Annotated in this window: 17 protein-coding genes and 1 pseudogene; 14 read left to right on the top strand and 4 right to left on the bottom strand. The window is 65.7% G+C overall.

Annotated elements, in window-relative coordinates; genetic code table 11:
• Positions 1-16 precede the first annotated feature (16 nt).
• The 3 genes from FCE95_RS16390 to FCE95_RS16400 all read right to left on the bottom strand — a co-directional run bounded on the left by FCE95_RS16390 (position 17) and on the right by FCE95_RS16400 (position 3,686).
• Positions 17-388: a hypothetical protein gene (locus FCE95_RS16390; protein WP_137268104.1), complete on the bottom strand. Its 372-nt coding sequence runs from the start codon at positions 386-388 to the stop codon at positions 17-19.
• 26 nt (positions 389-414) lie between these two features.
• Complete coding sequence (locus FCE95_RS16395) at positions 415-2,070, bottom strand: YadA-like family protein (RefSeq protein ID WP_189644812.1); 1,656 nt, start codon at positions 2,068-2,070, stop codon at positions 415-417.
• Positions 2,071-2,447: 377 nt separating this feature from the next.
• Complete coding sequence (locus FCE95_RS16400) at positions 2,448-3,686, bottom strand: YadA-like family protein (RefSeq protein WP_223266940.1); 1,239 nt, start codon at positions 3,684-3,686, stop codon at positions 2,448-2,450.
• Positions 3,687-3,946: 260 nt separating this feature from the next.
• On the opposite strand from FCE95_RS16400, the pseudogene FCE95_RS16405 reads away from it, so the two are divergent.
• The 4 genes and pseudogenes from FCE95_RS16405 to maiA form a co-directional block, all read left to right on the top strand.
• Positions 3,947-4,393, top strand: a pseudogene (locus FCE95_RS16405) (DUF6491 family protein); the annotation flags it as partial.
• 15 nt (positions 4,394-4,408) lie between these two features.
• Entirely contained in the window at positions 4,409-4,579 is a 171-nt protein-coding gene (locus tag FCE95_RS17365) for a putative hemolysin (protein WP_223266953.1), read from the top strand.
• Positions 4,580-4,655: 76 nt separating this feature from the next.
• The gene (locus FCE95_RS16410) at positions 4,656-5,645 is read left to right on the top strand and encodes a fumarylacetoacetate hydrolase family protein (RefSeq protein ID WP_137268106.1); all 990 of its coding nucleotides are present in this window, start codon (positions 4,656-4,658) and stop codon (positions 5,643-5,645) included.
• Positions 5,646-5,756: 111 nt separating this feature from the next.
• Positions 5,757-6,422, top strand: a complete 666-nt coding sequence (maiA, locus tag FCE95_RS16415; protein ID WP_137268107.1) for a maleylacetoacetate isomerase — start codon at positions 5,757-5,759, stop codon at positions 6,420-6,422.
• A 102-nt stretch (positions 6,423-6,524) separates the two neighbouring features.
• Here maiA and FCE95_RS16420 read toward each other — a convergent pair whose 3' ends face one another.
• On the bottom strand, positions 6,525-7,652 hold the full coding sequence (locus FCE95_RS16420) for a PilT/PilU family type 4a pilus ATPase (protein WP_137268108.1): 1,128 nt from the start codon (positions 7,650-7,652) through the stop codon (positions 6,525-6,527).
• Positions 7,653-7,760: 108 nt separating this feature from the next.
• On the opposite strand from FCE95_RS16420, the gene FCE95_RS16425 reads away from it, so the two are divergent.
• The 10 genes from FCE95_RS16425 to FCE95_RS16470 all read left to right on the top strand — a co-directional run bounded on the left by FCE95_RS16425 (position 7,761) and on the right by FCE95_RS16470 (position 17,557).
• Positions 7,761-8,147 carry a DUF4398 domain-containing protein gene (locus FCE95_RS16425; protein WP_137268109.1) on the top strand — a complete coding sequence of 129 codons (387 nt, stop codon included), beginning with the start codon at positions 7,761-7,763 and terminating at the stop codon, positions 8,145-8,147.
• Entirely contained in the window at positions 8,147-8,812 is a 666-nt protein-coding gene (locus FCE95_RS16430; RefSeq protein WP_137268110.1) for a S46 family peptidase, read from the top strand. Before FCE95_RS16425 ends, FCE95_RS16430 begins: the two co-directional genes overlap by 1 nt.
• 407 nt (positions 8,813-9,219) lie before the next feature.
• On the top strand, positions 9,220-9,438 hold the full coding sequence (locus FCE95_RS16435) for a hypothetical protein (protein ID WP_137268111.1): 219 nt from the start codon (positions 9,220-9,222) through the stop codon (positions 9,436-9,438).
• 16 nt (positions 9,439-9,454) lie between these two features.
• On the top strand, positions 9,455-9,673 hold the full coding sequence (locus FCE95_RS16440) for an HP1242/YdcH family protein (protein ID WP_137268112.1): 219 nt from the start codon (positions 9,455-9,457) through the stop codon (positions 9,671-9,673).
• Positions 9,674-9,900: 227 nt separating this feature from the next.
• Positions 9,901-11,271, top strand: coding sequence for a pyridoxal-phosphate dependent enzyme (locus FCE95_RS16445; RefSeq protein WP_137268113.1), 1,371 nt, complete (start codon positions 9,901-9,903; stop codon positions 11,269-11,271).
• A 60-nt stretch (positions 11,272-11,331) separates the two neighbouring features.
• The gene (locus tag FCE95_RS16450; protein WP_223266941.1) at positions 11,332-12,540 is read left to right on the top strand and encodes a cystathionine gamma-synthase; all 1,209 of its coding nucleotides are present in this window, start codon (positions 11,332-11,334) and stop codon (positions 12,538-12,540) included.
• Between the two features lie 9 nt (positions 12,541-12,549).
• Positions 12,550-13,341, top strand: a complete 792-nt coding sequence (locus tag FCE95_RS16455) for an ABC transporter permease (protein WP_137268115.1) — start codon at positions 12,550-12,552, stop codon at positions 13,339-13,341.
• Positions 13,338-14,582 (top strand): ABC transporter ATP-binding protein, encoded by a 1,245-nt coding sequence (locus FCE95_RS16460; RefSeq protein ID WP_137268116.1) that lies wholly within the window; start codon positions 13,338-13,340, stop codon positions 14,580-14,582. The genes FCE95_RS16455 and FCE95_RS16460 overlap by 4 nt, the downstream gene beginning before the upstream one ends.
• A gap of 12 nt (positions 14,583-14,594) precedes the next feature.
• Complete coding sequence (locus FCE95_RS16465; protein WP_223266954.1) at positions 14,595-16,049, top strand: glycosyltransferase family 4 protein; 1,455 nt, start codon at positions 14,595-14,597, stop codon at positions 16,047-16,049.
• Complete coding sequence (locus tag FCE95_RS16470) at positions 16,046-17,557, top strand: methyltransferase domain-containing protein (RefSeq protein ID WP_137268118.1); 1,512 nt, start codon at positions 16,046-16,048, stop codon at positions 17,555-17,557. Before FCE95_RS16465 ends, FCE95_RS16470 begins: the two co-directional genes overlap by 4 nt.
• The last annotated feature ends 11 nt before the right edge of the window (positions 17,558-17,568 follow it).

Consider the following 17,568-nt stretch of genomic DNA (forward strand, 5'->3'; position numbering starts at 1 on the left):
CAACGCTAGTTCGATCTCAACACTTGCTTTGGTTCACCGTCGCCTGTTCGCCGCCGTTCGCCGAAGTGTTGGTGAAACGGCTGCAGGCCACGCCGCCGACGTTGCCGTGCTTGTCCTTCAGCACGCCGCAGTCGGTGAAATCGCCGCTGGCCGAACAGGAAACCTGGCCGCCGCCCGGACACTGTTTGGTGATCGAGCAATCGCGCGGCTTGAGCCCGGCGTTGGCCAGCGGCAACCCCATCGACGCGCGCTTGGCATTGATCGCTTGCAGCGCGCGCTGCTCGGGCGCGGCGGCGACGCGTTGTTGCGGGTAACCGAACGCCATGCCGCCGGAAACGAGCAGGGCGGCGACGATGGCGACGATAAGAAACGATTTCTGCGGGGTCATGGCAGTCTCCTTTGTAGGCAGGGGGATCAAAGATCGACGCCGAAGCCGATGCCGGCCGAGCGTTCCGAACCGCTGAACGCGCCGCCGAGCGTGAGCGAGGCGCGGGCGCCGATGCGTTTGCCGTAGCCGACCGACAGCGCGCGTTCGCCGTCCTGGAAGCCGGCGCCGATCGCCAGGCGTCCGCGCGCGCCGGTGCCGTTGGCGGCGTTGGCGGTCATTTGCACCATCGCCGAGCTCAATGCGCCGGTGCGGCTGATGCGTCGGTCCTGGCCGCGGAAACGGCGTTCGGTTTCGTCGCGGAAGGACTGCAGGCCGTCGGCGAAACCGGCGAGCTCGGCGATCTGGTTGTCGGTGTAGGCGTTGGCGGCCGACAGCGTCGCCGCATCGCCCGCTTCCATGTCGCCGCGGATCGCCGCTTCGCGATCGTCGGTGTAGGCGTTCGCCGCGGTGCCGCCGGTGGCGACCGCGGTATCGGTGTAGGCGTTGGCGGTGGCGAGCGTGGCCTGCAATTGCGAGAAGTTCACCGCATCGGTCGCGCCGGTGCCGGCGGCGACGTTGACGATGCGGCGTTCGTTGCCCGCGCCGCCGATCGACACGGTATCGGCTTGATCGGCCAACGAATCCGCGCCGAGCGCGACGCTGTTCTCGGCATTGGCGATAGCGTATCCGCCGACCGCCAACGACAAGCTGGCGTTGGCCTGGCTGAGGATGCCGATCGCGCTGCTGCTGTAGCCGGTGGCGGAGGCCTGGGCGCCGATCACGGTGCTGCCTTCCGCCGTAGCGGTCGCACTGTTGCCGATCGCGACGCTCATCTGTCCGCCCGCCGAACTCAACGAGCCGACGGCCGTCGAAGAGAACCCCATCGCCTGGCTGTCGTATCCCAGCGCGGTAGCGCGGAAATTCCCGGCGACGCTGTCCGCGCCGAAGCTGGAAGCCTCCGACTCGGTAGCGATGCTGTTCGCGCCGACCGCAGTGCTCTGCTGCGCGGTGGCCTGGCTCGCAGCGCCGATGGCCGTCGCGCGTTCGGCGGTGGCGTCGCTGGATTGGCCGAAAGCCGAGCTGCCCAGGCCAGTCGCGCGCGTGCCAACGCCGATCGCGGTGCTGGTGACGCCGCTGGCTTCGCTGTTGGTGCCTAGCGCCGTACTCAGGCTGCCGCTGGCGATGCTGCCCGCGCCGATGGCGGTGGCGACTTGGCCGCTGGCCTGGCTTTGAAAGCCGACAGCGGTGCCGTAATCGGCACTGGCCACGCTTTGCGCGCCGAACGCCGCGCTGTTGTCGCCGCCAGCGCTGCTGAAGAAACCGACCGCGGTGCTCGACGCGCCGCTCGCCGAACTCAAAGCGCCGTGCGCCGTGCCGCCGGCGCCTGCGGCCGTCGATTGCGCGCCGCTGGCGGTGGCGAAAGCGCCGCTGGCGTTGCTGCGCGCACCGATGGCCAGGCTGTCGTTGCCGCTCGCATTCGCCGCCGCGCCGAAGGCGGACGCGCGCGCGGCGGTGGCGCGGACGCGCTCGTTGTCGTCGACGCCGCCGTCGTTGTCCAGATCCATCCAACCGCCGATCGCGGTGGTATGGATGGCGCTGGCGTAAGCGGAACCGCCGATGGCGGTCGCGCCTTCGTCCAACGCATTGGCCAGCGCGCCGTAAGCCACGCTGCGTTCGCCGCCCGCTTCGGAGTGTAGCCGCAAGCGAGCGCCATGTTGCCGGGCGCGTTGCCGAATTCGCCGTCTTCGCCGGGCGTGGTGAAGTCGCAGACGTCGCCGGCGAAGGCCGCGCCGGAAACCGATAGGCACAAGAAGATGGCGGCGGTCAGAACGCATCGCCGTTGCGGTGCGGAGGGGATGGGGAAGTGCATGGCGGATCTCCAAGTCGGTGAGGAAAGCGTTGCGCCGCCGTGGCGGCGAGCGGGTGCGCTGTAAGACCCACCGGAGAAAGCGTTCGAAACCCATCATCGGACGGCGACGATTCGTTTCGCCCGCCGGAAAACAAAAACGGGCGCGACGAAGGAATCGCCGCGCCCGCCGCCGGTCCGCCGCTGGGGCATCGACCGGACTTGGAGCCTCGCTCAGAAGCCGAAACCGACGCCGACCGTGGCCGAGCGTTCCGATCCGCTGAACGCGCCGCCCAGCGTCATCGCCGCGCGCGGGCTGATCCGCTGTTGCACGCCGATCGAAAGCGCTTGCTTGCCGCCGTAGCTGCCCGCGGCGATGCCGACCCGCGTGCGTCCGGTTTCCACCGCCGCGGCGCTCGCCGCCATGCCGACCATCGCCGCGCTCAATGCGCCGGCGCGGTCCAGGCGGTCGTCCAACTTGCCGATGCGGCGGTCGACGTCGCTGCGGAAAGCATTGAAATCGTCCGCGAACGCGGCGACCTCGGCGATGCGTCCATCGGTGTAAGCATTGGCCGAAGACAAGGTCGCGGCATCGCCGGCGGAGACTTGGCCGACGTTCGCGCCATCGGTCGCCGCGGTGCCGGCGGCGACGTTCGTCAAACGCCGTTCGTTGCCTGCATTGCCGAAGGACACCGTGCCGGCCTGGTCGGCGACGGCGCCGGCGCCGATGGCGACGCTGCCGGCCGCGCTGGCGGTGCTGTTCGCGCCGAGCGCGAGCGCGGAATCGCCGCTCGCTTCGGAGCCGTAACCATAAGCCGCGCTGTTATCGCCGCTGGCGGTGCTGAAACCGCCGATCGCCGAGCTGTTTTCGCCCGACGCGTCGCTATAGGCGCCCAGCGCGACGCCGCGGCTGCCGCTAGCGGCGCTGGCCCAGCCGATCGAAGCGCTGTGCACGCCGGTGGCCGCGCCGATGATCGCGATGCTCGAGGTGTTGTCGGCGTAGCCGCCGCCGATGGCGACGCTGCCGAAAGCCGTCGCGGTGCTGCCGCCGCCCAGCGCCGTGCTGAATTCGCCGGTGGCTTGGGCGATGACGCCGACGGCCGTCGCGCGCTGGCCTGTGGCGATGGTGATTTCGCCGGGTCCGGCCAAGCCGTCGCCGTTGTAGTCCACCCAGCCGCCGGTAGCGACGCTGCCGATGCCGGTGGAGATGCTGTGCGAGCCGACCGCGACGCTGCCGGTGCTGTCGGCGAGGCCGAAGGTGCCGATGGCCGTGCTGTGGAAACCGCTGGCCGTGGCGCCCGGGCCGCAGGCGAAAGCTTCCGGAGGCGCGGCGGCGCCAGCGCCGTCTTCGCCGGCGCTTTCCAGGTCGCAGAGTTCGCCGGCGCTGGCGGCGGCCGAGGCCAGGCATAGCGCGACGCCCAGGGCCAGCGCGAGCCGGCCGCGCGTTTTTTCCAAACCATGTCGAATGTTCACGGAAGTTCTCCAGGTGAGTGGGAAATCGCGCGAACGCAGATAGGGACGCAGAACCCTCGATCCGGCCGATCCGGCCGGCCACCCCGGTTAGTCCGAGCGGCACCGCGTCGCGCTTGCATGGATAACCGGAGTCCGGCGGCCCGGCCCATCAAGTTTTTTTGCCGCTCCGGCGCAGTCGCGTTCAGCATCGGCTATCGATCGCCGGCGCAATCTTTCGGAGATACGGAAGTCGTCCGCCTCTTCGACTAAGGGAGCCGTCCATGAATCGATTCCTGAGGATGTCCGCTTCGCTGTGCGCGTTGTTGACGATCGCCTCTTGCGCCAGCACCTCCAAGCTCAGCGACAGCGAGCGCTACACGCTCTATCGCGAGCACGCCGGCCAGCCGGTCAAGAGCTTCCGCTACTTCGGCGACATCAACGGCTGGACCCCGCTCGACGATTCTGCGCTGGTGGTGTGGACGCGGCCCAGCGAGGCCTATCTGCTCGATCTGTACGGGCCTTGCCAGGATCTGGATTTCGCCCAATCGATCGCGCTCACGAATCTGATGGGCGAAGTGTCGGCGCGGTTCGACAAGGTCATCGTCGCGGGTACCTCGTCGATGCGGATCCCCTGCCGCATCGAGGAGATCCGCAAAGTCGACGTCAAAGCCCTGCGCCAGACCGAGCGCGACCTGCGCGGCGCGGCGATGGCGCCGCGCGACCAAGACGGCGCCAAGGTCGGAATGGCCAATCCGGCGTCGGTGAATTGCGCCAAGCTCGGCGGCACGTCGATCCCGCGAATCGCGGCCGATGGAGGCCAATCCGCCGACTGCAAACTGCCGGACGGCCGGCAATGCGACGAATGGACCCTGTTCCGCGAGGGCGAGTGCCCCGCGCCGGGCGCCGCGAAATAGTCCGTCCCGCCGCGCGCGGCGCGGCCGCCGCCGGGGTCGCATACAATCCGGTCCTCGTTTTTCGACGGACCGCTTCATGAAACTGGCTTCGCTTAAGGAAGGCGGCCGCGACGGCACGCTGATCGTCGCGTCCCGCGACCTGGCGCGCGCGGTGCGCGCCACCGGCATCGCATCGACCCTGCAACAGGCGCTGGAAGACTGGTCGAACGTCGCGCCGCGCCTGTCGGCGCTGGCGCAATCGCTGGAAGACGGCAGCGCCGACGGCGTGTTCGACCTGGACATGGCGCAACTGGCAGCGCCGCTGCCGCGCGCCTACGAATTCGTCGACGGCAGCGCCTATCTGCCGCACGTCGAACGCGTGCGCCGCGCGCGCGGCGCGGAAGTGCCGGAAAGCTTCTACGTCGATCCGCTGATGTATCAAGCGGTCAGCGCCGGTTTCTACGGCCCGCGCGATCCGGTGAAAGTGGTCGACGAGGCCTACGGCATCGATCTGGAAGCCGAGATCGTGGTGGTCACCGACGACGTGCCGATGGCGGTCACCGCGGAACAGGCGGCCGAGCATATCCAGCTGATCGGCTTGGTCAACGACGTTTCGCTGCGCAACCTCATCCCGCCGGAATTGGCCAAGGGCTTCGGCTTCCTGCAATCCAAGCCGCGTTCGGCGCTGTCGCCGGTGTTCGTGACGCCCGACGAATTGGGCGAGGCCTGGCGCGGCAACAAGGTGCATCTGCCGCTGTTGACCCACATCAACGGCGAATGGTTCGGCGCGCCGGAGGCGGGCGTGGACATGCAGTTCGATTTCGCGCAGCTGGTCGCGCATGCTGCGAAAACGCGGCCGTTGTCGGCCGGCACCATCGTCGGCTCGGGCACCATCGCCAACCAGGACACCGCCAAGGGCGCGTCCTGCTTCGCCGAGAAGCGCACCGTGGAAACGCTGGAGACCGGCGCGCCGAAGACGCCGTTCATGAGTTTCGGCGACGTCGTCCGCATCGAAATGCTCGACCGCGAAGGCCGCAGCGTGTTCGGCGCGATCGAACAGCGGATGGAGCGGCAACCGAAGCCGTGACGGCCGTAGCCCGGGTAAGCGCAGCGCACCCGGGACCGATTCGCGCCGCGTTCCCGGGTGCGCTGCGCTTACCCGGGCTACTATGCGCATGCACCGTTGGGGAAACGGACGATGACCGGTGAATCGCTGCTGCTGTATTCGTATTGGCGCTCGAGCGCCGCCTACCGCGTGCGCATCGGGCTGAACCTCAAGGGGCTGGCCTACGAAATCTTGCCCGTGCACTTGCTGCGCGACGGCGGCGAACAGCACAGCGAGCGCTATCGGCAGGCCAATCCGCAGGGTCTGGTGCCGGTGCTGCAACACGGCCAGCGGATGCTGCGGCAGTCGCTGGCGATTTTGGAATACATCGACGAAGTCTGGCCCGAGCCGGCCCTGCTGCCGGCCACCTCGCGCGGCCGCCAGCGCGTGCGCGCGCTGGCGCAGCTGATCGCCTGCGACGTGCACCCGCTCAACAACCTGCGGGTGATGCGCTATTTCGAGCACACCTGGCACGTGCCGCAACCCGAGCGCGACGAATGGATGCGGCATTGGATGAGCGAAGGCTTCGCCGCGTTCGAGTCCATGCTCAGCGACCATCCGTCCACCGACACCTTCTGCGAAGGCAATACGCCGACGATCGCCGACTGCTGTCTGGTGCCGCAGGTCTACAACGCGCGCCGCTTCGGCGTGGACCTGGAGAAATTCCCGAACATCGTGCGGATCGAGCAGGCTTGCTTGGCCTTGCCGGCGTTCGATGCGGCGCGGCCTGAGCGGCAGCCGGATGCGCCGGCTAGTTAGTGCGAGGAACTAGTGGAGAGGAACTAGAAACGAGTAAAAGCAGTCGCGCTAGATTCCGCCTTTACTAGTTTCTAGTTCCTCTCCACTAGTTTCCTCGTTCGCTCAATGCTCGTAGCCGCCCTGCGACGGCGCGCTGAACACTTCGGCGTAAGGATCGTGCGCTTCCTTGCTGCCCTCGGACAGGCGGAACTTCAGCATCAGCCCGTCGCGCGAGTCGGCGGCGCGCAGCGCTTCTTCCATTTCGATCTTGCCTTCCTTGTGCAGCCGGTACAGGCACTGGTCGAAGGTCTCCATGCCTTCCTCCAGCGATTCCTCCATCGCCTGCTTGATCTCGTGGACCTGGCCGCGCCGCATCAGGTCGCGGATCATCGGCGTGTTGATCAGGATTTCCGCGGCCGGCAGGCGCAAACCGTCGACGCCGACCACCAAGCGCTGCGAGACCACCGCCTTCAGGTTCAGCGCCAGGTTCATCAGGATGTTCTTGTGCGCGCTTTCCGGGAAGAAGTTCAGGATGCGCTCCAGGGTCTGGTCGGCGTTGTTGGAGTGCAGCGTGGCCAAGCAGATGTGGCCGGTTTCGGCGAAGGCGATCGCCGCCTCCATCGTGGTCGCGTCCAGGATTTCGCCGATCAGGATCACGTCCGGCGCTTCGCGCATCGCGTTCTTCAGCGCGTTGTGGAAGCCGTGCGTGTCCAGGCCCACTTCGCGCTGGTTGACGATCGACTTCTTGTGCCGGTGCAGGTATTCGATCGGATCCTCGATGGTGAGGATGTGGCCCGAAGTGTTGCTGTTGCGGTGGTCGATCATCGACGCCAGCGTGGTCGACTTGCCCGAGCCGGTGGAGCCGACGATCAGCACCAGGCCGCGCGGGGCCATGATGATGTCCTTCAGCACCTGCGGCAGCTGCAGCTCTTCGATGCTGGGGATCACGCTGCGGATCGAGCGGATCACCATGCCCACTTCGCCGCGCTGCTTGAACACGTTGACGCGGAAGCGGCCGGTGTCGACCAGGGCCAGCGCCATGTTCAGTTCCAGGTCGCGCTCGAAGCTGGCGATCTGGCCTTCGTCCATCAGCGAATAGGCGATTTTCTTGACCATGCCCGCGGGCAGGCCGCTGTTGCCGAGCGGATACAGCTTGCCTTCGATTTTGATGTAGATCGGCGCGCCCGATGTCAGGAACATGTCCGACGCGTTTTTTTCCGTCATCAGCTTGAGGAAATAGCCGATGTCCATAGATGAATCCCCGATAAAACCGCGAGGCGCACCCGATCCATTTGCATGCGCGCCGCGGGCTGCAGACAATGGGCCGGCTACACCCCCAATTGCGCCGCCGGACCGCCCATGCCGATTAGCTTCGCACATATCCGTGGAATTCGTGCCGCCCTGGCCGCAACCGTGATCGGGTGCGCATTGGCGGCCTGCGCCAGCCTGCCGCCGCCGACCGGCGAACTGCAGGCGGCGCAGCAGGCCGTGTCCCGCGCCGACCAGGCCGACGCCGACCAGCATGCGCCCGACCTGCTCGCCGCCGCACGCGGCGAACTCAGCCGCGCCCAAGAGGCCATGGCCCGCGGCGACGACGACACCGCGCGCCGCTTCGCGCTGTCGGCCGCGGCCGACGCCGACCTGGCCAATGCGCGCAGCCGCGAGGCCGCGCAGAACACCGAGCTGGCGCAGCGCCGCGCCGAGATCGCCGACTTGCGCCGCAAGCTGCAGATGGGAGGCGAATGATGAAGATTCCGTCCGCCCTTCCCACTAAAGCTCGCATCGGCGCCACTGTCGCGACCTTCCTGCTGGCGGCTTTGCTTGCGGCCGCCCCGCTCGCCCGCGCGGCCGACGACGATCCGGATGCCGCGCGCCTGTCGCAGCGTTTGCAGCAGCTGGACAACGATCTGCGTTTGGCGGGTGCGGCGTCGTACGAAAGATTGCAGGCGCGGCAGGCGATCGAGCGCCTGATCGCCGCGCGCAGCCGCGACCGCGAGAATGCGCTGTACGTGGCCGAACGCCGCGTGGAAACGGCCGAAATCGCGGCGCGCAACGATCTGGGCCGGCGCGATATCGAACGCTTGGACCGGGAGCGCAGCGACTTGCTGGTGGAAGCCAGCCGCCGCGACGCAGAGCAGGCGCGGCAGGAAGCCGAACGGCTGCGCGTGCAAGCGCAGATCCAGGCCGAAGAAACCGAACGCCTGCGTCAGGCCGCCGAGCAGGAAGCGACCGCGCGCCAGCAAGCCGAAGGCGTGTTGGACGACGTCGCCGGCGCGCAGGCCGCGAAGCTGCGCGCGGCGCGCCAGCGCCAGGCCGAACTGGCCAAGCGCGAGGCCGAATTGATGTCCGGCACGGGCGATTCGGGCAAGCCGCAGAGCGATAAGCCGAAGCAGAAACCCAAGAAGCCCTAATCGGTTTCGCGCTTTGTAGCGCGGAGGCTTGCCCGGTTGCCTTGAGGTTGTTTTTGCTCGTGTAGAGCGGAGCTTGCTCCGCTCAATCTGGCCGAAGAGCAGCGGAGCAAGCTCCGCTCTACACGGGCCAAAGCCAGCCTTCGATCTCATGGCGCCCCCCAGTCAGCTTCCGATAGCTTCTCGACCGAATAAGGCCGCGCCTGCGCACTCATAAAGTCATTTAATATCAATGGCTTGAATTAATAAGCAACGGCTTTGAGCGGGCTTCCGGCCGCCTGACCGATTCAGCTTGGAATCGTTTACGCCCCAGCCGAATCAAGCACTTGCGCCATACGCTTGAAGCCCAGAAATCGGAGGAGTAGGGTCGAATCACCGGATGGCCTCCACCGTCCGGCAGAGCCAGACCGATGACCCACGCCCCCGATTCGCAGGAGCTCGCCACCGTCGGAAAAGCGGTAGCGGGCGCCCCATCGGGACGCGTCCGCATCGAAGCCCTGGCCATCTCGCTCCCAACGACGCCCTGTGCCGCGAAGGCCGGGGCGTTGCTGTATGCGGATCCCTCGCGCAACGACTTCGGCCGCTCCGGGTTGGATCCGGGGCATCGCTCCGGCCGGGTCATCCACTGAATCGAAGGAGGCATCCATGTTCGAAGGGCAATCGCAGACCGAAATCGAGGCCATCATGAAAGCCGATCCGGAATTCCGGCAGCTTTATCAGAAGCACAAAGACCTCGACAAAAAGGTGCTCGATGCGGAACTGGGCGTGCTGCCGCTCGACGACAACACGCTCGCGCAGATGAAGCGCGAAAAGCTCGCGGCTAAGGATCGCCTGACCCACTTGTACGAAGCCCGCCACCACTGACGTTCAACCGCCGCGGGCGGTGACGGCCTCCTCGTCGGCCGTCGCCGCCCGCGTTTTTATTTCCGGCATGATTTTTTTCGTGCGGGTTTTGTAGGAGCGGCTTCAGCCGCGACTCTTTCCCACACGTCGCGGCGATCTGAAGAAAAAAGCCCGCGGCTGAAGCCGCTCCTACAAAAGCGGCCCCATCCGGCGGATAATCCGGGCTCTTTCCGCTAAGCCCGATCCGCATGACCACCCACTCCTCCGTCCTGGAACTGATCGGCGAGACGCCGATCGTGAAAGCGCAACGCCTGGATGCGGGCCCGTGCGAGCTGTTCCTGAAGCTGGAAAGCGCCAATCCCGGCGGTTCGATCAAGGACCGCATCGGCATGAGCATGATCGAAGCGGCCGAGCGCCGCGGCGACATCAAGCCCGGCGACACCTTGGTGGAAGGCACCGCCGGCAATACCGGCATCGGCCTGGCCCTGGTCGCGCAGCAGAAGGGCTACAAGCTGATCCTCGTGGTGCCGGACAAGATGAGCCGCGAGAAGATCTTCAACCTGAAAGCGATGGGCGCCGAAGTGCGGTTGACCCGCTCGGACGTGGCCAAGGGCCATCCGGACTACTACCAGGACCTGGCCGAGCGCATCGCCCGCGAGACGCCGGGCGCGTACTTCATCAACCAATTCGGCAATCCCGACAATCCGGCCGCGCACGAGCACGGCACCGGCCCCGAAATCCTGCGCCAGATGGATGGCGACCTGGACGCGGTGGTGTTCGGCTGCGGCAGCTCCGGCACCATGACCGGCTTATCGCGCTGCTTCGCCAAGTTGTCGCCGCACACCGAGATGGTCCTGGCCGATCCGGTCGGTTCGATCCTGGCCGAATACATCAACGAAGGCACGCTCAGCGAGAAATCGGCGAGCTGGATGGTGGAAGGCATCGGCGAGGATTTCCTGCCGAGCATTTCCGATTTCACGCGGGTCAAGAAAGCCTACGCGATCACCGACAAGGAAAGCTTCCTGACCGCGCGCGAGCTGCTGGAGAAGGAAGGCATCCTCGGCGGCTCGTCCACCGGCACCCTGCTGGCCGCGGCGCTGAAGTACTGCCGCGAGCAGACCGAGAAGAAGCGCGTGCTCGTGTTCGTCTGCGACACCGGCAACAAGTACCTGTCGAAGATGTACAACGACTACTGGATGCTCGACAACGGCTTCCTGGAACGCGAGCAGACCGGCGACCTGCGCGACTTGATCCTGCGTCCGTATTCGCGCCGCGATACCGTGGTGGTGGGGCCGAACGATCTGCTGGTCACCGCCTACCAGCGGATGAAGCTGTACGACGTTTCGCAATTGCCGGTGATGGAAGGCGACCACCTGGTCGGCATCGTCGACGAAAGCGACGTGCTGCTGCACGTGTACGGCGACGAGGCCCGGTTCCGCGATCCGGTCTCGACCGCGATGGTGTCCAAGCTGAACAAATTGGACGTCAAATCGCCGATCGAATCGCTGCTGCCGGTGTTCGACGCCGGGCAGGTGGCGATCGTCACCGACGGAGGCGCTTTTTTGGGACTGATCACACGGATCGACCTGCTGAACTACCTGCGCCGGCGGGTCCAGTAAATCGGGGCTTAAGGGGGCCGGATGGTAGAATCCGGGCCGACGATTTTCAGGAAAACCCCCGTGAACGAACACAGCGGCGACGCTTCCCCGGGCGCCGGCCGGCCCGCCCTGGGCACCCTGGCCATCCACGGCGGCCAGGCTCCGGACCCCAGCACCGGCGCGGTCATGCCGCCGATCTACGCCACCAGCACCTATGCCCAGGCCAGCCCGGGCGTGCATCAGGGCTTCGAATATTCCCGCACCCATAACCCCACCCGCTTCGCCTACGAGCGGTGCGCGGCGGCGCTGGAAGGCGGCAGCCGCGGCTTCGCCTTCGCTTCGGGCATGGCGGCCACTTCGACCGTGCTGGAGCTGCTGGACAGCGGTTCGCACGTGGTGGCGATGGACGACCTGTACGGCGGCAGCTTCCGCCTGTTCGAACGCGTGCGCCGGCGTTCGGCCGGTTTGGATTTCAGCTTCGTCGACCTGACCGACTTGGCCGCGTTCGAAGCCGCGATCCGTCCCGAAACGAAGATGGTGTGGGTGGAGACGCCGACCAATCCGATGCTGAAGGTGGTCGACCTGGCCGCGATCTCGGCGATCGCCAAGAAGCGCGGCTTGCGGATGGTGGTCGACAACACCTTCGCTTCGCCGATCCTGCAACGCCCGATCGAATACGGCGCCGACATCGTCGTGCACTCGGCCACCAAATACCTCAACGGCCATTCGGACATGGTCGGCGGCATCGCGGTGGTCGGCGACGATGCCGAGCTCGCCGAGAAAATGGCTTTCCTGCAGAACTCGATCGGCGCCGTGCAAGGCCCGTTCGACAGTTTCCTCGCCTTGCGCGGCCTGAAGACCCTGCATCTGCGCATGAAGGCGCATTGCGAGAACGCGATGGCGCTGGCCGAGTGGCTGCAGTCGCGGCCGCAGATCGAGAAAGTGATCTATCCCGGCCTGGCTTCGCATCCGCAGCACGCCCTGGCCAAGCGCCAGATGGACGGCTTCGGCGGCATCATCTCGATCGCGCTCAAGGGCGGCTTCGAAGCGGCCAAGCGGTTGTGCGAGCGCACGCAACTGTTCACCCTGGCCGAATCGCTAGGCGGCGTCGAAAGCCTGATCAACCATCCAGCGGTGATGACGCACGCGTCGATCCCGCCGGAGAACCGGGCGCGACTGGGCATCACGGACAACCTGGTGCGGCTGAGCGTGGGCATCGAAGGAATGGACGATCTGCGCGACGATCTTGCGCGCGCACTCTCAGACGATCGCCACGGCCAGGCACGGTAAGGAGCGTCGATGTCATCGCTGGTCAAGGCGGCATGGCGTTATCGGGGCTTCATCACTTCCTCGGTCGCCAACGAGTTCAAGTCGAGGCTCGGCCGCAGCCGCTTCGGCACGGCATGGATAGTGCTGCAGCCGTTGGCGCAGGTGCTGATTTTCGCCACCATCCTTTCCAACGTCCTAGCGGCGCGGCTGGCGGGCATAGACAGCAAGTACGCTTATGCGATCTATCTGATCGCCGGAACGTTGTGCTGGTCGCTGTTCTCGGAAATCATCATGCGCTGCACGACGGTTTTCATCGACAACGGATCGCTGCTCAAAAAAGTGCATTTTCCGCGGATTGCGCTGCCCGCGATCGCGATCGGTTCGGCTTCCGTCAACAACGTCGCGCTGCTGGCGGTCAGCCTCGTGATCCTGCCGGTGCTCGGCATTCTTCCCGATTGGCACTTCCTGTGGCTACCGTTGCTTATGGGCCTTACCGTCGCATTGGCCGCCGGAATAGGCTTGTTGCTCGGCACCTTGAACGTCTTCGCCCGGGACGTCGGTCAGGTGGTGGCGGTAGCGCTGCAATTCTGGTTTTGGGTGACGCCGATCGTCTACCCTATGTCGATCGTTCCGGAGGGTTTCCGCGCGACGCTGAATTTCAATCCGGCGGTGCCGCTGGTAGTCAGCTATCAGAACATCCTGCTCTATGGGCAGCCTCCATCGCCGCAGATCGCTTGGGTCGCTGTGCTGGCAGTCGTGTTGTTGACGGCAGGGCTGTTCCTTTTCCGGCGCGCGTCATCGGAAATGGTGGATGTTCTATGAGCGGCGTGGTCCTGAGCGTCGACAACATAGGCAAGGCATACGTGGAATATGCCAGCGAGTTGCAGCGCTTCGCGCGCTGGTTCGGTTTCCCCGTCAAGCCGAAGGCCGAGCACTGGGTGTTAAGGCACCTGACGTTCCGGATCGCGACCGGAGAATCGGTCGGATTGATAGGGCAGAACGGCGCCGGTAAAAGCACCGTCCTGAAGATGATCAGCGGCACGACCCAGCCGAGCGAAGGCAAGGTGGCGCTGCGCGGGCGCGTTTCCGCCCTCCTTGAGCTGGGACTGGGATTCAACCCGGAATTGACCGGGCGCGAAAACGCCATCTATTCGGCGGGATTGATGGGCCTGCCCCAGTCGCGCATACAAACGTTGATGCCTTCGATCGAGGAGTTCGCCGAGATCGGCGAATATTTCGATCAGCCGATGCGCACCTATTCCAGCGGGATGCAAATGAGGGTGGCCTTCAGCGTCGCCACGGCCGTGCGGCCCGACATCCTAATCGTGGACGAGGCGTTGTCGGTCGGCGACGCGTACTTCGTGCATAAGTGCTTCCAGCGCATCCGCGAATTCCGAGAGGCGGGCACGACGCTTTTGATCGTCTCTCACGACCCGACGGCGATCCAAAGTTTGTGCGATAGGGCGATCCTCCTGGACGACGGGCGGATGGTGTTGGACGGCGAACCTCAGCAAGTCTTCGACTATTACAACGCCCTCGTGGCGGAGAAGGAGAACCGCACCGTTCGCACGGAGCGCTCGTCCAGCGGACGCATCGTCACGCAGTCGGGCACGGGCGAGGCGGTGATAGAGGATGTGGCGTTGACCGATGGCGGTGGTCTTCCGGTGGAGTACATCGGTGTCGGGCAGGCCGCGGCGCTGCGCGTGCGCGCAAGGGTCGTGCAGGGGATCGAAAGGCTCGTGTTCGGATATACGATTCGGGATCATCTGGGCCGCCCGATGTTCGGCACTAATACGCACTACACGGATCAGCCTTGCCAGCATTTGAAATCCGGGGATAGGGTCGAGTTCGTCGTCCGGTTCCCGATGAATCTCGGCCCGGGCACTTATTCGGTGTCGGTCGCCCTGACCAGCGCCGAGACTCATTTGGTCAACAACTACCAATGGCGCGATCTCGCGCTCGTGTTCACGGTCGCCAACATCGGTCTGCCGCCGTTCGTCGGTTCGGCATGGATCCCGGCGGCGATAGAAGTGTCTGCGCTCGATCGCGAACCGACGGCTTGATCCGTGGACTTCATGAAGAGCATCGATGCCCAACCCATTCCGAGCGAAGACGCGGACGACGCTTGGCGTTTGTGGATCGCATTGACGGAGCAGGCTGCGCGTAGCTCAGAACTCGAGGCCGAATTGGCTTCATTGAAATCGAGCAGGAGCTGGCGTTTGACGGCTCCGCTGCGCGCGGCGATGCGGCTGCTGCGGCCCGTTGGCGCAAGCGGCGCCAAACGGTGCGCGTTCGGTGCCGACGGAATCGCACCCGACCGCGCACTGCTTGCGGCACCTTGGGTGTCGAAGGTTCTGGCCGCGGACGACGGCGTCAGTCCAAGATGGTTGGTGGATGTCACCATGCTGGACAGCGAAGATCTCGGCGCGGGAGTGCAGCGCGTGACGAGAAGGTTGCTGGCCGAAATGCTATTCAGCCCGCCAGAGCGCTGCAGGATAGAGCCGGTGCGTCTCGTGCAGGGCCGCTATCATCACGCGCGAAGATTCCTCGCTCGATTCCTGGGCGTGCCCGCCGCGCTCTTGGGACCGGACGACGCCGTACAGCCTCGCGCGCACGATCGTCTGCTCGGATTGGATTTTTGCCGAGGCCGGGCGACCGAGCTGCGGTCCGCGCTCGAAGCGCTGCGCGCCGCAGGAACGGAAGCGAGTCTCGTCGTCCATGATGTTCTTCCGCTTTCCGATCCGCAGTGGTTTCCCGACGAGGTCGTGCGCGATTACGAATCGTGGCTTGCGGTGCTTTCGGCTTGCGGCGACCGTGCGTTGTGCGTCTCCTCCGACACGGCTATGCGGCTGCGCGACGCTTTGGCTGAACGCGGTTTGGCCGAACCCGCTTGCGGCCTGGCCGTATTTCCGCTCGGCGCGGACATGCCGCCGGCTCCCGATGCCGAAGTGCTGCCCGCCGGTTCGCAGGCGGCGAGGGTGCTGACCGTTGGCACGCTTGAGCCGCGCAAAGGGCATGCCCAAGCTCTGGCGGCGTTCGAACTGCTTTGGAGCCGGGGGTGCGATGTCGAGTGGATCATCGCAGGCCGCGAAGGCTGGCGGGTCGCGCGACTGGCCGAGGCTTTGCGTTCGCATCCCGAGGCCGGACGGCGTCTGCGCTGGGTCGAAGGGCCGGACGATCGCGTGCTGGCATCGCTATATCGCCGTTGCGATCTGCTGCTGGCCCCTTCGCAAGGCGAAGGTTTCGGCCTGCCAATCGTCGAGGCCGGGAAGCTGAATTTGGACCTGCTCGTGCGGGATATTCCCGTTTTCCGCGAAGTGGCGGGCGATGCGGCGACGTATTTCGAAGGTAGCTCCGCAGAAGCCATCGCCGACGCGATCAGCGCGTGGCTCGATCGACGCGCCGAGGCAAATACGGGGGCGCGTCATTGGGCTACTTGGGCGCAGAGCGCCGAGGCATTGAAATCGATCGTTGCGGCGAGCCGACGTCCGGATAGCGGCTCCGCTCGAAACGGCATGGAGACAGCATGAGCGACAACAAGCAAGGCGCGGGCGACCTCGACGAGATGATGGAGCAAATTAGGCGAGATCTCGCGCGGACGCCGCCTGTCTCGGAGCAGGAGCCGTCGTTGGACGAGGTGATGGATCGCGTGCGCGCCGAAATAAAAAGGAGAAAAGACGGGGTGGAAGCCGAATCGGTTCCTATCGGGCCGGAAGCGGCACCCGCTTGGCGGCCGGCCGTGCCTCGTCTGCCTTCGAAGCGCCAATACACCCTATCGGAATTGCTGCATTACTCGGACGCGGATTTCGTGGACACCGCGTACCGCACGGTTTTGCGCCGCTCGCCGGACGAAGGCGGTTTCGAGCATTTCGTGGCCATGTTGCGAAGCGGGGCCTTGAGCAAGGTCGAGATACTCGGCAAGTTGCGCTGGTCGGCCGAAGGACGGTCCCGCGAAGTGCACATCGACGGACTGCTCGCCCCATATCTGCTGCATACCTGGCGGCGCAAGCCGGTAATCGGCCCCGTCATTTCGTGGTTGCGCGGTTTCGCCATGCTCGGAACCGCCGCGAATCGCCAGCTCGCGCTGGAAGCGGCGCAGGACCACGAAACCCATCACGTCGGCCGCGCGCTCAATACGGCGGTCGGCGAATTCGAACAACGGCTGGCGAAGCTTTCGGCCCGATTGTCCGCGATCGAGACTTCGGCCGTAAAAGATCGAGCCTCGGCGCAGAGCCTGAAAGAAGATCTACAGCGGACCGCTTCCTCGCTGCAGGAGACGAAGCAGCGTTTGTCACGCATCGCGCCCGTCGTCGAAGACATGGAGGACAGGCGGCGCAGTCAGCAAGCGGCTTCGAAACGCCTGGCGCCGTTGTACGCGGCCTTCGAGGACGCCTTCCGCGGCGACCGCGCGCTCGTGCGCGGGCGATGCGAACCTTACCTGGAGTTCGTGCGGGCGGTCGGCGCCGGATCGCAGGACGCACCGGTCCTGGACATCGGCTGCGGACGCGGCGAATGGTTGGAGCTCCTGCGCGATCACGGCTTGGTCGGACGCGGCATCGATCTGAACCGCGTTTTCATCGATATCTGCAAGCGGCAGGGTCTGGACGTCGTAGAAGGGGACGCCATCGATTGCATGAGGGCGATGCCGTCCGAATCGATAGGCGCGATCACGTCCATGCATTTGGTCGAGCATTTGGCGTTCGAGGACGTCATCCGCCTTCTGGATGAGGCGAGGAGAGTGCTTCGGCCGGGCGGTCTGATCCTGCTTGAAACGCCGAATCCGGAGAACAGTTCGGTGGCCACGCTGTCGTTCTACCTGGATCCCACGCACCGCAATCCCATTCCGCCGGAAACGCTGAGGTGGGTGGTGGGCGCGCGCGGCTTCGACGGCGCGACGGTCGAGCGCTTGACCGCAATGCGCGAGATCGCTGCGCCTCCGCTCCTTGCCGACGAGGTGCCGGGTTCGGCTTCCGTCAACGTCTTGCTCGCCGCATTGAACGCGGCGCCCGACTATGCGGTTCTAGCATGGCGGCCGTGAGCTTGAGGCCG

It is taken from the genome of Luteimonas gilva (assembly GCF_005239095.1).
GTDB lineage: Bacteria > Pseudomonadota > Gammaproteobacteria > Xanthomonadales > Xanthomonadaceae > Luteimonas_C > Luteimonas_C gilva.